We start from the raw sequence: 13,634 nt of genomic DNA on the forward strand, positions 1-13,634 counted from the left end.
GTTCTCCCGGGGACGGGGACGAGGGAAAAAAGGTAATAGGTGAAATGAAGGCTGGTTCAAAGTTTTTGAACGCAGTATCGGCGGTTGCGCTGTCTGCTAGTGTTGTTGCTTCGGGCGCAGGTGCTTTGACGTTCGTTTCCGCTACGGCCGCCGAGGCCGCGGTCATCCAGCGCATCGATGTGCGTGGCGCAAGCCGCGTCGGCGCGGAAGCCGTCAGGTCGAACCTCACCATCACGCCCGGCAAGAGTTTCTCGAACACTGATATCGATAACTCAGTCAAACAGCTTTACGGCACGGGCTACTTCTCCGATGTGAAGATTTCGGTTTCCGGCAGCACGCTCGTCGTCAATGTCCAGGAAGCTCAGCTCGTCAATCAGGTCGTCTTCAACGGCAACCGCAAGATCAAGGACGACAAGCTCGCGACGATCGTCCAGACGCATGCTGCCGGTCCTTACAGCGACACGCAGATTCAGTCCGACATCCAGGCGATCAAGGATGCCTATGCCGCCACCGGCCGCAGCGAAGTCGAGGTGACGACGCAGGTGGTGCCGCTGGGCGAAGGCCGCGTCAACCTTGCTTTCGTCATCAACGAAGGTGACCGAACCAAGATCGATGCGATCAATTTCGTCGGCAACAACGCCTATAGCGCCGGCCGCCTTGCTGCCGTCATCCAGACCAAGCGTTCGAACTTCCTTTCGTTCCTGACCCGCAAGGACGTCTACAACGAAGACAAGCTCCACGCCGACGAAGAAGCGCTGCGCCAGTTCTATTACAATCGCGGCTATGCCGACATGCGCATCGTCTCTTCCGATGCGAGCTTTGACGAGGCAACCAACAAATACACGCTCACCTTCAACATCGAGGAAGGCCAGCGCTACAATTTCGGACCAGTGACCGTGCAGTCGACCGTCGAAGGCGTCGGCTCGGATCAGCTGCTGCCGTTGGTGCGCACGAAAGAAGGCCACCTCTACAGCGCCAAGGAAGTTCAGAAGTCGATCGAAGCGATTTCCGATCAGGTGGCCTCCGCCGGTTATCCCTTTGCGCGCGTCACGCCGCGCGGTAACCGCGACCTCAACAACAATACGATCGGCGTCGAGTATCTCGTCGACCAGGGCGAGCGCGCCTATGTCGAGCGCATCGAGATCCGCGGCAACAGCCGTACGCGCGACTATGTCATCCGCCGCGAATTCGACATGAGCGAAGGCGACGCCTTCAATCAGCAGATGATCACCAAGGCCAAGCGTCGTCTGGAGGCGCTCGGTTACTTCTCTTCCGTCAATATCTCCACGCAGCCGGGCAGCTCCCCGGACCGTGTCGTGGTGGTGGTCGACGTGCAGGATCAGTCGACCGGTTCGTTCGGTGTCGGCGCGGGTTATGCCGCCGGCGGTGACGGTCTGCTGCTCGAAGCATCGATCGAAGAAAAGAACTTCCTTGGCCGCGGTCAGTACATCCGCATCTCGGCCGGTGGTGGTCAGGAAGGCTCGCGCGCCTACGGCGTCAGCTTCACCGAACCCTATTTCCTCGGCTACCGCCTGGCGGCGGGCTTCGACGTCAACCACAGCGAAACGTCGAGCAACGACAATTACGACTACGAGGAAACCAGCGTCGTTCTGCGCGTCACGGCGCCGATCACCGAAGATCTGGCGACCACCTTCCGCTATAACTACAAGCAGATGAAGTACGACGCTGACAACAGCGATCTTTCCGATCTGTCCGCTCCGTATCAGCACCTGGTTGAGGACAGCCCGTGGACACGTTCTTCCGTCTCGCAGACGCTGACCTACAACACGCTCGATGACACGGTGCTGCCGCGCGAAGGCATCTACGCTACGGCGACGCAGGAAATTGCCGGCCTCGGGGGCGACTCGCAGTTCTACAAGATCTACGGCAAGGCCCGTTACTACCACCTGCTCGCCGACGATGCCGATATCATCGGTTCGGTTTCGGCTTCGGCGGGTTATGTCGTCGGCTTCGGTGAGCACCTGAACGTCTTCGACCAGTTCACGCTGACAAATGGCGACATTCGCGGTTTCGAGAACAAGGGTATCGGCCCCCGCGTTGCCGGCAACAACGACGATCCGCTGGGCGGTACAACATACTTCACCGCATCGGCCGAAGCGACTTTCCCGATGCCGGGCTTCCCGCGCGACTTCAACCTGCGCGGCGCAGTTTTCGCCGACGCCGGAACCTTGTTCGGCAACGACGTCGACCTGAGGGGCGACGGCATTGAGGGCGAAGACGCCTCGCTGCGCGCTTCCGTCGGTGTCGGTGTCGTTTGGCAGTCTCCTTTCGGTTCGTTGCGTCTGGATTACGCAATCCCGGTTCTCAAGGAAGACTTCGACAAGACGCAAAACTTCAAGTTTGGCATTAACAACCAATTCTGATATCGGCAGTCCGGAACTGTAACACTCAATTCCGTTCTGGAGCATTGCCGATGGAGCAAAACGTTTTTTTTCTGCCCCATGAAGGTCTGAGGCTCGCTGAGCTGGCAGAGTTTCTTGGGGCGGAACTTGCCAATTCCGATCATGCCAATGTCATCGTCAAGTCCGTCGCCCCCATCAGCCGGGCGCGGGCGGGCGATGTCTGCTATATCCTGTCGCGCCGCAACCGCGAGGAGTTTGCAACATGCGAGGCCTCGGCGGTAATCTGCGATAAGGCGCTTGCCGATCTCGTTCCTCCGCATCTCCCAGTTATCTTATCGTCCAATCCGCATGCTGCCTTCGCAATGGCGGGAGGCTTGTTCTATCCCGCAGCATTGCGTCCTGTCGCTCTTTCGGGTGAAAGCGAGATTGCGCCGAGCGCGGTGATCGATCCGAGCGCCAAACTTGAAAAGGGCGTGATCGTCGAACCGCTGGCCGTTATCGGTGCGCATGCCGAGATCGGGGCGGGAACGCGCATCGGCGCGAACAGCGTCATCGGTCCGAATGTCAAGATCGGGCGGGATTGTTCGATTGCGGCTGGAGCGAGCATTCTCTGTACGCTGATCGGCAATGGCGTCATCATCCACAACGGTGTTCGAATCGGCCAGGACGGTTTTGGTTATGCACCGGGTCCGCGCGGCATGATCAAGATCGTTCAGATCGGCCGGGTGATCATCCAGGACAATGTCGAGATTGGCGCCAACACCACCATCGACCGCGGCGCCATGGACGACACGGTGATCGGCGAGGGAACCAAGATCGACAATCAGGTCCAGATCGGCCACAACGTCCAGATCGGCCGCCATTGCGCCATTGTTTCGCAGGTCGGCATCGCCGGCAGCACGAAAATCGGCAATGGCGTGCAGATCGGCGGCCAAGCGGGAATCAAAGGACATGTGACGATCGGCGATGGCGTGCAGATCGCTGCCAAAAGCGGTATCATGACCGACCTTGCCGCGGGCGGACAATATGGCGGTGTACCTGCACGTCCGCTAAAAGACTATCTGAGAGAGGCAGCGCAACAGGTATCGAAATCCAAGTTGCGCGGGAGGAACCCTGGAGGCAAGCAAAATGACTGAGGAAGCCACGACGACGCTTTCTTCGGCTGATATTACCGAGATCATGAAGCTGCTGCCGCATCGCTATCCCTTTCTCATGGTCGACAAGATCATCGAGATCGACGGCGACAACACGGCGATCGGCATTAAGAACGTCACGGTGAACGAACCACATTTCACCGGCCATTTTCCGGAAGCGCCGATTATGCCCGGGGTTTTGCTGATCGAGGGCATGGCGCAGACGGCGGGTGCCATCTGCGCCAAGAAAGAAGGTCAGACCGGCAACCTCGTCTACTTCATGACCATCGAGAATGCGCGCTTCCGCAAGCCGGTCGTGCCCGGCGACCGCGTCGAATTCCATGTCAAGAAGAACAAGCAACGCGGCAATATCTGGAAATTCCATTGCGACGCCAAGGTTGACGGCGCACTTGTCGCCGAAGCTGACATCGGCGCGATGATCGTTCGTAAGGATCAGGCATGAGCAATATCGCCGAAAGCGCCCGTATTCATCCGATGGCTGTCGTCGAAGACGGGGCTACGATCGGTGAGGGCGTCAAAATCGGTCCTTTCTGCCATGTCGGGCCGCATGTCGTCCTGCATGCGAATGTCGAGCTCTTGGCGCATGCGATCGTCACCGGCCGCACCGTTATCGGCAAGGGCACACGCATCTTCCCAATGGCCGTCGTCGGCGGTGATCCGCAGAGCGTGCACCACGGCGGCGAGGAAACGACGCTGACGGTCGGTGCAAATTGCACAATCCGCGAAGGTGTCACGATGAACACCGGCACGGCCGATTTCGGCGGTGAGACGATCGTTGGTGACAACAACCTTTTCCTTGCCAATTCCCACGTCGCGCATGACTGCCGGGTCGGCAACCATGTGATCATGTCGAACAACGTCATGCTGGCCGGCCATGTCGTTATCGAGGATCGCGTTATCCTGGGCGGCGGCTCGGCGGTTCACCAGTTCACCCGCGTGGGCCGCCACGCCTTCGTCGGCGGCCTGTCGGCGGTGAGTTACGATGTCATTCCCTATGGCATGCTGAACGGTAATCCCGGTCTGCTGGGCGGCCTGAACGTCGTCGGCATGACACGGGCCGGCATCGACCGCGCCGTCATCCACCGGGTGCGCCGGGCCTACAAGGCGATTTTCGAAGGAACGGGCTCCGTGCGCGAAAACGCCGCCGCGATCCGCGAGGAATATGCCGATTGCGAGCAGGTGGTGCAGATCCTCGACTTCATTGCAGCCGAGAGCGACCGTGCCCTGTCCTCCCCGACGCGGGGGCAGAAGGGCTAGTCCGTGGCTTTAACAGGCGACACCGCTGCGGGCCGGCTGGCGATCATTGCCGGCGGTGGCCTTCTGCCTTCCTATGTCGCCGAAGCCGCGCGCGCGGCAGGCGAAGATCCCGTAATCATCGCGCTGAAGGACGAGAGTGATCCACGCTGGGAAGGCTATGATCACGCCGTTGTCGGCATCGGCGATTTCGCCGCCCTTGAGGGTCTCTTCACCCGATATGGCATCGGACGTGTTGTGATGTCGGGGAGCGTGCGCCGCCGGCCGGAATGGCGCGAGGTGCGCCCGACATTGCGCATTCTGATGAAGGTCCCGGCCGCCATTCGCACACTGCTCTCCGGCGGCGACGACACGGTTCTGCAGATGGTGATCCGGTTGATTGAGGGGAACGGCCGGCGCGTCGTCGGCGCCCACGAGATCGCCCCCGACCTGCTCGTTTCCGTTGGCCCGCTTGGCGCCGCCGCGCCCGGCAAGGAAGACCGGCACGATATCAGCCAAGCCGCTGATGCCGCCGAGACGCTTGGCCGGCTGGATGTCGGGCAGGGTGCAGTCAGCATCGGCGGGCGCGTCGTCGCGCTGGAAGGACTTGAGGGCACAGATGAGATGCTGGACCGTGTCGCCGGCCTCAGGGCCGCCGGACGGATCTCGCCGCGCCGCCGCGGCGTGCTCGTCAAGCTCTGCAAGCCGCAACAGGATATTCGCGCCGACCTGCCGGCGATCGGCGTTGCGACAATCCTGAACGCTGCGAAAGCCGGCCTTGCCGGCATCGCAATCGAAGCCGGTCGCTCACTGGTGCTTGATCGGGCCGCGGTCATCAGCGCCGCCGACGAGGCTGGATTGTTCGTCTGCGGCATCGATCGCGGTCTGCCGGCATGGGGGGTCGAATGAACGGGACGCCGCTGAAGATCGCCGTCATTGCCGGAGAAGTGTCGGGCGATCTGCTCGGGGCCGATCTCATCGCGGCGCTCAAGCGGATTTACAGCGGACCGGTGGAGCTTGTCGGCGTTGGCGGCGAGGGGCTGCAGGCGGAAGGTTTGAAATCCCTGTTCGATTTTTCCGAGCTGTCGATCATGGGCATCACCCAGGTGCTGAGCCGGCTGCCAAGGCTGTTTGCCCTGATCCGTCGCACCACGGCTGAGATCGTCGCTGCAAAGCCGGATATCCTTGTCATTATCGACAGTCCCGATTTCACCCATCGCGTCGCCAAGCGCGTGCGCACCGCGTTGCCCGATCTGCCTGTTGTCAATTATGTCTGTCCGAGCGTCTGGGCCTGGAAGGAATATCGCGCCACGCGCATGCTCGGCTATGTCGATCACGTGCTTGCCGTCCTGCCCTTCGAACCGGCAGCCATGCAGCGCCTCAATGGGCCGGCGACGACATATGTCGGGCATCGTCTGGTCGCCGACCCAGCGCTGCTGGAGACACGTCGCCTGCGCGTGGGAAGGCAGCCAGGCAACGGCCCGATCCTGCTCCTTCCCGGCTCGCGCTCCTCCGAGATCCAGAAGCTTCTGCCTTATTTCGAGGTCGCCACGAATGAAATCGTCGCCCGTAATGGGCCGACACGCTTCATTCTGCCGACCATAATGCACAGGCAAGCGCTCGTCCGCGAAATGACGGCGGGCTGGGCGGTAAAGCCGGAGATCGTCGTCGGCGCGCAAGCAAAATGGAAAGCCTTTGCCGAGGCCGATGCAGCCATGGCGGCGTCTGGAACCGTTATTCTCGAACTCGCACTTGCCGACGTTCCCGTCGTCTCCGCCTATAAGGTCGACTGGATCATGCGCATGCTGACATCGGGCATCAAGACCTGGACCGGCGCGCTGCCGAATCTGATCGCCGATTACCCGGTCGTGCCGGAATATCTGAACGATGTCGTCCGCGGCGCAAGCCTTGCACGCTGGATGGAAAGGCTGTCGGCCGATACCTATCAGCTGAAGGCCATGAAGGAAGGCTACGAGCTCATCTGGCAGCGCATGCAGACGGAAAAGCCGCCCGGCGAACAGGCCGCCGAAATCCTTCTCGACGTTTTGGAAAAGAAAAAACCCGGCCATTCCTGACCGGGTTGGCCATTCCTGACCGGGTTTCTTTTTGAGCTCTGAAGCGATCAGCGCTTCGAAACCGGGATGTAGTCGCGCTTGGGTTCGCCGACATAGAGCTGGCGCGGACGGCCGATGCGCTGTTCTGGATCCTCGATCATCTCGTTCCATTGCGCGATCCAGCCGACGGTGCGGGCAAGGGCGAAGAGCACTGTGAACATGGTGGTGGGGAAGCCCAGCGCCTTCAGCGTGATGCCGGAGTAGAAGTCGATGTTTGGATAGAGCTTCTTCTCGATGAAATATTCGTCGGTGAGCGCGATGCGCTCCAGTTCCATCGCCACTTCCAGCAACGGATCGTCCTTGATACCGAGTTCGCCGAGCACTTCATGCGTCGTCTTCTGCATGATCTTGGCACGCGGATCGTAGTTCTTGTAGACGCGGTGACCGAAGCCCATCAGGCGGAACGGATCGTTTTTGTCCTTGGCGCGGGCGATATATTCCGGAATGTGGTCGACCGTGCCGATTTCCGTCAGCATGTTGAGCGCTGCTTCGTTGGCGCCGCCGTGCGCGGGGCCCCATAGGCAGGCGATGCCGGCGGCGATGCAGGCGAACGGGTTGGCGCCCGATGAACCGGCGAGACGGACGGTCGAGGTCGAGGCGTTCTGTTCGTGATCGGCATGCAGGATGAAGATGCGGTCCATCGCGCGGGCAAGCACCGGATTGACCACATATTCCTCGCAGGGGACGGCAAAGCACATGCGCAGGAAGTTCGACGCATAGTCGAGGTCGTTCTTCGGGTAAACGAAGGGCTGACCGATATGGTATTTATATGCCATGGCGGCAAGCGTCGGCATCTTGGCGATCATGCGCAGGCTGGCGACCATGCGCTGGTGCGGATCGGTGATGTCTGTGGAGTCATGATAGAAGGCCGACAGTGCGCCGACGCAGCCGCACATGACGGCCATCGGATGTGCATCGCGGCGGAAGCCGGTGAAGAAGCGGCTCATCTGCTCATGCACCATCGTGTGGTGCGTGACACGATAGTCGAAGTCCTTCTTTTGCGCGGCCGTCGGCAGCTCGCCGTAGAGCAGGAGGTAGCAGACCTCGAGGAAATCGCCGTGCTCGGCCAGCTGCTCGATCGGATAGCCGCGGTGCAGCAGCACACCTTCGTCACCGTCGATATAGGTGATTTTCGATTCACAGGATGCGGTCGAGGTGAAGCCCGGATCGTAAGTGAAGGAAGCTGTGTTCTTGTAGAGGGCACCGATGTCGATGACGCTCGGGCCGATCGTGCCGCTTTTAACGGCGAGGTCGACCGATTTGTCACCGATTTTTATTGTAGCGCTTTGATCCGTCATGCTGTCCTCCGAAATGTCGGTGGCGCCACAAAAGCGCCATAGGGGTTAAGCGTCCTTTCCGATAGCTATATGATCGTGACGCTAATGCCAAGTTACCGTGACGGCATTTTGTGCATTGCGGCATCACCTTTTAGGCACCGCAGCGATGAGCCGCACGCATAGCGGAAGCCGATGATTCGACTGGCCTTTTGCCGCTTACGATTTTCCCTCGTATTTCAATCGATTATCCTTGCCGGATTTGCTTGAAGGTTGCATTCTTAGGGCTTGGCGGGGTGATCTTGGGCGGGGCATGCAGGAAACGACGACAGCCGAATTGCGGCCGCAAGCGGGCGTCGGCCTTGCCGATCCGCCAGATTTTCCTGCGCCTGCGGTGGTGACTCAATCGGTAAGGACGCAGTCGCAGACCCCATTGCATCGTCGGCTGCTGGCCACCGCCGGGCAATCGCTGCGTGCCGGGGCCTGCATGCTGGGCGAAGAGGCCGATCATGGCCGCCTGCTGCTGTTCTCGCCGGTCTTCCTCGGAGCCGGCTCGGCCTTTTGGTTTCTTGCTGCATCGGATTTTCCCCTCGTTGCATCGCTGTTCTGCCTGCTGGTGTCGGCGGCCGCGGTTTTCCTCACCGGTCCCAGCCGACCGGCCTTGCGCGCAAGTTTCATGGCGCTGGCACTTTTCGCCGGCGGCATGCTCTCAGCTCAGTTCGAGAGCTGGCGGGCTTCGACGGTGATCCTCGATTCATCCGTGACGACGACGGTGACTGGCCGCGTCGAACGGCGGGAAGGCGACGGGCGCGGGCGCTGGCGCTACATTCTTGCCGTCGCCGGCACCGAGGCGCCGGAGCTGAAACGGCCGCCGAGACGCATCACCGCGATCGTCCGGGGCACCGATGCGCCTTTCGAGATCGGCGACATCATCACCGGCAAGGCACGTCTGACGCCGCCGGCGGGCCCCGCACTTCCCGCGCTCAACGACTTCTCCTTCGGTGCCTATTTCGACGGCATCGGCGCCAATGGTTTCTTCTATAGTGCGCCGGAGAAACTCGACTTGGAGGCAGGCCCGCAGGCGGCCAGGTCGACGGCGGACGCCCTGCTCGAATGGCTCCACCAGCTGCGCAGCAGCATCGGCGACCGCATAAGATCGATCCTGCCCGGTGATACCGGCGCCTTTGCCGCTGCCCTGGTGACGGATGAACGGCGCGCCATATCGCACGCGACGACGGAGGCGCTGCGCCAGTCCGGCCTTGCCCATATCGTCGCGATCTCGGGTCTCAACATGGCGCTGTCGGCCGGCATCTTCTTCGTCGGCTTTCGGATGCTGCTCAGCCTCTTTCCCGGCGTCGCCCAAGCCTATCCTACAAAGAAGATCGCCGCTGCCGGCGCGCTCATCGCCGTCACCGCCTATTACCTGATCTCCGGTTTCGGGGTTTCGGCCGAGCGCGCCTTTATCATGATGGCCATCATGCTGATTGCCGTCTTCTTCGACCGGCCGTCGATCAGCCTGCGCAATGTCGTTCTCTCCGCGCTCATCATCATCGCCATTTCACCTTCGGAAGTATTGGGACCGAGCTTTCAGATGTCATTTGCCGCAACATTGGCCTTGGTATCGGGCTATCAGTTATGGAAGGACAGGCGTGTCCGCGAAAACGCTTTTCTGAAACTGCCGATCATCAGGCCGGTGGTTGCCGTCGCCGGTTTCTTCGGCGGCGTCTTCCTGACCTCGCTGATCGGCGGCTTTTCCACCGCATTGTTTTCGATCGAGCATTTTCATCGCCTGACGGCTTACGGCCTGCCGGCAAACCTTGCGACGATGCCGATTATCTCCTTCATCGTCATGCCGGCCGGATTGTTGGCGATGTTGCTCATGCCTTTCGGTCTGGACGCTCCGCTCTGGAAGGTCGTCGGATTCGGCCTCGATCTGGTGATTGCGGTTGCCAAGACGGTGTCCGGCTGGGGCGGTGATATCGGCATCGGCCGCTTGCCCGGCTGGTATTTCGCAGCGGCGGTGGCAGGCTTTCTGCTGCTGACGCTGCTGCGCACTCGGCTGCGCCATGTCGGCACATCGATCATCGCCATCTCGACGCTCATCGTGCTGCTTCTGCCGGTTCCCCGGCCGCCGGATCTGGTGATTTCGGAGGATGGCAGTCTGGTTGCGGTCGTCGCGGCTGAGGCAATAGCTTCCAACCGTGAAAACCCGCCGGATTTCATATTCGACCAGTGGCAGAGAGCGCTGGTGCTGCCGACACATGATCCGCCGAAGATGCTGGATGGTCCGGCCATTCCGGAAGGAGAAGACCGCCGTGTCAGGCTTTCCCGCGATCAGCAGAACGAAGCGAGTGCGGCGATGCGGGCAGCCGCCGCAGGCGGTGAAGCAAACCGTTTTTCCTGCGTCAAGAAGGCTTGGTGCACATCAAGACTTGGCAATGGCCATATCGTCACCGTCATCGACAATGCCGCCTATCTCGGCCCGGCCTGCGATACGGCCGATATCGTCGTGACCTCGGTCCGTCTGCGTTTCAACAGCTGCCGTTCAGGTGGCACGCTTTTCACCGGCGAGACGCTGCGCAGGACCGGCTCGCTCGAATTGCGTTTCGCCGATGCCGGCCTAGAGGTCACCACCGCCTTCGATGCCTTGTCGCGACCATGGATGCGCCATCGCGCCTATGATTGGCGCAATGATCGTTTTACCGATTCCAGCCCATCCGGCGTCAGTGATAGCGACGGATGAGGCCGACGAGCTTGCCCTGCACCTTGACGCGGTCGGGCCCGAAGATGCGGGTCTCATAAGCCGGGTTGGCGGCCTCGAGCGCGATCGAGGCACCCTTGCGGCGAAAACGCTTCAGCGTTGCTTCCTCGTCATCGACGAGGGCAACGACGATATCGCCGGGACTGGCGGTACTGCCGTTGCGAATGATCACGGTGTCGCCGTCGAAGATGCCGGCGTCGATCATCGAATCACCTTTGACCTCCAGCGCATAGTGCTCACCGGAGCCGAGCATATCGGAAGGAACGACGATATCGTGGGTGTTGTTCTGGATCGCCGAGATCGGAACGCCGGCGGCGATACGTCCCATGACCGGCACGGAGACGGAGTTGCCATTGTCGGCGACCGGCTTTGGCGCAGCGGGGGCGGCGACCGGCTGGGGCTTGCCGAGGCTGCCCTCGATGACGCTCGGCGAAAAACCGCGACGCTGAAGACTGGGGTTATAGGCCTCCGGAAGCTTGATCACCTCGAGCGCCCGGGCGCGGTTCGGTAGGCGGCGAATGAAGCCGCGTTCCTCAAGCGCCGTGATCAGGCGGTGAATGCCGGATTTCGAGGCGAGATCCAGGGCATCCTTCATTTCGTCGAAAGAGGGAGGAACGCCGGATTCCTTCATGCGCTCATGGATGAAAAGGAGAAGCTCCTGTTGTTTGCGCGTGAGCATCGACGTCAGACCCCGTGATTGAAACAAATCCAGAACGGACACTATATGTTCCATATGTGTTCCGCAAGTAGCTAAATTTCCGTAAACCCTCGCGCCAACTCGTGGAGATTTTTATTTTCATTTGCCGGATTGGCGCACATGTCTTGCATTGAGGGGTGGTGCTGTCGCACATCTCTTGCCGGTTTCAGGAGGATATTCATGAACGCGCATTCCGCCAAGTCGCACCCGCTCGATCATGTCGTGCTGCCCGTGGTCAATATCGATCTGGCGCGTGAAAGGCTCGGCAAGCTCGGTTTCACCGTCGCCGCCGATGCGCGCCATCCCTTCGGAACGGAGAATGCCTGCATCTTTTTCGCCGACAAGACCTATCTGGAGCCGCTTGGCGTGGCGAGTGTCGACGAGAGCGAGGCAGCGGCCCGCCAGGGCAACGTCTTCATCGCCCGCAATCGCGCCTTCCGTTTCCGCTGCGGCGAGGAGGGACTTTCTGCGCTGGCCTTCCTCAGCGAGGATGCCGACCTCGATCATAAGCGCTTCGTCAGCAACGGCGCGAGCGCCGGTGAGATGTTGCAGTTCAGCCGGCCGATGCGGATGCCGGACGGTTCGGAGAGCGTCGGCAGCTTTAAGCTGGCCTTTGCAGCTGATTTGCGCGCCCCCGATTTCTTTCTCTTTACTTGCCAGCGCATCAATTCGTTCCCTACAGATCGCGCCGCGCTGGAGACGCACGCCAATGGCGTGATCGGCATTGCCGAGATCGCACTTTGTGCACCGGACCCGGCGGCATTCGCCGCCTTCGTCGGGCTTGCGATTGGGCAGGCGGCGGTGGAGAAAACCGGTTTCGGCATGAATATCGCGGCATCGAATGCAAAGATCAGCTTGATGACGCCGGAAGGGCTGGAGGCCTATTTCGAAACCGCTGTCTCATCAGCCGATCGCGGCCTGCGGGGGCGGGCAATCCTCTTCACCGTCATCGATCTTGCCGTGACAGAAGCGCATTTGGGTGCTAACGGGATCACATTCACACGCAAGAACAATCGCATTCTGGTGAAGCCCACGCCCGGGCAGGGTGCGCTCTTCGCCTTCGAGGAAACACGATGAGCACCGACACGAATTCCGAAGTCAGGATCGGCGAAGGCGAAGGCCAGGTCACTTTTTCCAATACTGGCCGCTTGTCGCTGATCGCCGGTCCATGCCAGATGGAGAGCCGGGATCACGCCTTCATGGTCGCCGGCACGCTGAAGGAGCTCTGCGGCAAGCTCGGCATTGGCCTCGTCTACAAGAGCTCCTTCGACAAGGCGAACCGTACCTCGCTCTCGGCTGAACGCGGCATCGGCCTGGAAAAGGGCATGGAGGTCTTTGCCGACCTCAAGAAGGAATTCGGCTTTCCCGTCATAACCGACGTCCATACGGCCGAGCAATGCGCCGAGGTGGCCAAGGTGGTCGATGTTCTGCAGATCCCGGCCTTCCTCTGCCGTCAGACCGACCTTCTGATCGCCGCCGCCAGAACCGGCCGCGCCGTCAATGTCAAGAAGGGCCAGTTCCTCGCCCCTTGGGATATGAAGAACGTTCTGAAGAAGCTCAACGCCAGCGGCAATCCGAATGTGCTCTTGTGCGAGCGCGGTGCCTCCTTCGGCTACAATACGCTGGTTTCCGACATGCGTTCGCTGCCGATCATGGCGGCGATGGGAGCTCCCGTCATTTTTGACGCCACCCATTCCGTGGCGCAGCCGGGCGGGCAGGGCGATTCCTCCGGCGGCCAGCGCGAGTTCGTGGAAACGCTGGCGCGCGCGGCAGTGGCGACGGGAATTGCCGGCGTCTTCGTCGAAACCCATCAGGATCCCGACAACGCACCGTCCGACGGGCCGAACATGGTCTATCTCAAGGACATGCCGCGACTGCTTGAGAAGCTGCTTGCCTTCGATGCGATCGCCAAGGCCTAACGTTCAACAGGCTGCCATGATCGTGGTTTAGGCCACGATGCGATACCCGCTCGAAGGCTGGAAATTGCGCCATTGTAATTTGCACGCCTTCGATTATGACAGGCTTCGAACGACTTATC

General features: G+C 60.8%; 11 protein-coding genes. 9 read left to right on the forward strand and 2 right to left on the reverse strand.

The window, feature by feature from the left end; translation table 11 throughout:
• Positions 1-44: 44 nt before the first annotated feature.
• From bamA to lpxB, 6 genes are read left to right on the forward strand one after another with little or no spacing between them, the layout of a single operon-like run.
• A complete protein-coding gene (gene bamA, locus NMA58_RS08750) occupies positions 45-2,384 on the forward strand; it encodes an outer membrane protein assembly factor BamA (RefSeq protein ID WP_430959861.1) in 2,340 nt (779 codons plus the stop codon).
• A gap of 50 nt (positions 2,385-2,434) precedes the next feature.
• Entirely contained in the window at positions 2,435-3,499 is a 1,065-nt protein-coding gene (gene lpxD, locus NMA58_RS08755) for a UDP-3-O-(3-hydroxymyristoyl)glucosamine N-acyltransferase (RefSeq protein WP_434713026.1), read from the forward strand.
• Positions 3,492-3,959 (forward strand): 3-hydroxyacyl-ACP dehydratase FabZ, encoded by a 468-nt coding sequence (gene fabZ / locus NMA58_RS08760; RefSeq protein WP_011425200.1) that lies wholly within the window; start codon positions 3,492-3,494, stop codon positions 3,957-3,959. Before lpxD ends, fabZ begins: the two co-directional genes overlap by 8 nt.
• Positions 3,956-4,774, forward strand: coding sequence for an acyl-ACP--UDP-N-acetylglucosamine O-acyltransferase (gene lpxA, locus NMA58_RS08765; protein ID WP_085778053.1), 819 nt, complete (start codon positions 3,956-3,958; stop codon positions 4,772-4,774). The genes fabZ and lpxA overlap by 4 nt, the downstream gene beginning before the upstream one ends.
• A gap of 3 nt (positions 4,775-4,777) precedes the next feature.
• Positions 4,778-5,659 (forward strand): LpxI family protein, encoded by an 882-nt coding sequence (locus NMA58_RS08770; RefSeq protein ID WP_434713027.1) that lies wholly within the window; start codon positions 4,778-4,780, stop codon positions 5,657-5,659.
• Positions 5,656-6,825: a lipid-A-disaccharide synthase gene (gene lpxB / locus NMA58_RS08775; RefSeq protein ID WP_085778055.1), complete on the forward strand. Its 1,170-nt coding sequence runs from the start codon at positions 5,656-5,658 to the stop codon at positions 6,823-6,825. Before NMA58_RS08770 ends, lpxB begins: the two co-directional genes overlap by 4 nt.
• 47 nt (positions 6,826-6,872) lie before the next feature.
• Here lpxB and gltA read toward each other — a convergent pair whose 3' ends face one another.
• Positions 6,873-8,162, reverse strand: coding sequence for a citrate synthase (gene gltA / locus NMA58_RS08780; protein WP_004678636.1), 1,290 nt, complete (start codon positions 8,160-8,162; stop codon positions 6,873-6,875).
• A 289-nt stretch (positions 8,163-8,451) separates the two neighbouring features.
• Here gltA and NMA58_RS08785 point away from each other — a divergent pair, with 289 nt between their 5' ends.
• Positions 8,452-10,881, forward strand: a complete 2,430-nt coding sequence (locus NMA58_RS08785; RefSeq protein WP_434713028.1) for a ComEC/Rec2 family competence protein — start codon at positions 8,452-8,454, stop codon at positions 10,879-10,881.
• Here NMA58_RS08785 and lexA read toward each other — a convergent pair.
• Positions 10,862-11,578, reverse strand: a complete 717-nt coding sequence (gene lexA, locus NMA58_RS08790; protein ID WP_085780060.1) for a transcriptional repressor LexA — start codon at positions 11,576-11,578, stop codon at positions 10,862-10,864. The genes NMA58_RS08785 and lexA overlap by 20 nt on opposite strands.
• A 198-nt stretch (positions 11,579-11,776) precedes the next feature.
• On the opposite strand from lexA, the gene NMA58_RS08795 reads away from it, so the two are divergent.
• Together NMA58_RS08795 and kdsA are read left to right on the forward strand one after the other, a co-directional pair.
• On the forward strand, positions 11,777-12,673 hold the full coding sequence (locus tag NMA58_RS08795) for a VOC family protein (RefSeq protein WP_183701043.1): 897 nt from the start codon (positions 11,777-11,779) through the stop codon (positions 12,671-12,673).
• Entirely contained in the window at positions 12,670-13,515 is an 846-nt protein-coding gene (gene kdsA / locus NMA58_RS08800) for a 3-deoxy-8-phosphooctulonate synthase (protein WP_183701045.1), read from the forward strand. Before NMA58_RS08795 ends, kdsA begins: the two co-directional genes overlap by 4 nt.
• The last annotated feature ends 119 nt before the right edge of the window (positions 13,516-13,634 follow it).

Source organism: Rhizobium sp. YTUHZ045, from assembly GCF_051124255.1.
GTDB lineage: Bacteria > Pseudomonadota > Alphaproteobacteria > Rhizobiales > Rhizobiaceae > Rhizobium.

Excerpts from the sequence above, each read along its gene's own strand:
- bamA (WP_430959861.1), top strand. The coding sequence starts at position 45 with ATGAAGGCTGGTTCAAAGTTTTTGAACGCAGTATCGGCGGTTGCGCTG.
- gltA (WP_004678636.1), bottom strand. The coding sequence starts at position 8,162 with ATGACGGATCAAAGCGCTACAATAAAAATCGGTGACAAATCGGTCGAC.
- NMA58_RS08795 (WP_183701043.1), top strand. The coding sequence starts at position 11,777 with ATGAACGCGCATTCCGCCAAGTCGCACCCGCTCGATCATGTCGTGCTG.
- fabZ (WP_011425200.1), top strand. The coding sequence starts at position 3,492 with ATGACTGAGGAAGCCACGACGACGCTTTCTTCGGCTGATATTACCGAG.
- kdsA (WP_183701045.1), top strand. The coding sequence starts at position 12,670 with ATGAGCACCGACACGAATTCCGAAGTCAGGATCGGCGAAGGCGAAGGC.
- lexA (WP_085780060.1), bottom strand. The coding sequence starts at position 11,578 with ATGCTCACGCGCAAACAACAGGAGCTTCTCCTTTTCATCCATGAGCGC.
- NMA58_RS08785 (WP_434713028.1), top strand. The coding sequence starts at position 8,452 with ATGCAGGAAACGACGACAGCCGAATTGCGGCCGCAAGCGGGCGTCGGC.
- lpxB (WP_085778055.1), top strand. The coding sequence starts at position 5,656 with ATGAACGGGACGCCGCTGAAGATCGCCGTCATTGCCGGAGAAGTGTCG.
- lpxA (WP_085778053.1), top strand. The coding sequence starts at position 3,956 with ATGAGCAATATCGCCGAAAGCGCCCGTATTCATCCGATGGCTGTCGTC.
- lpxD (WP_434713026.1), top strand. The coding sequence starts at position 2,435 with ATGGAGCAAAACGTTTTTTTTCTGCCCCATGAAGGTCTGAGGCTCGCT.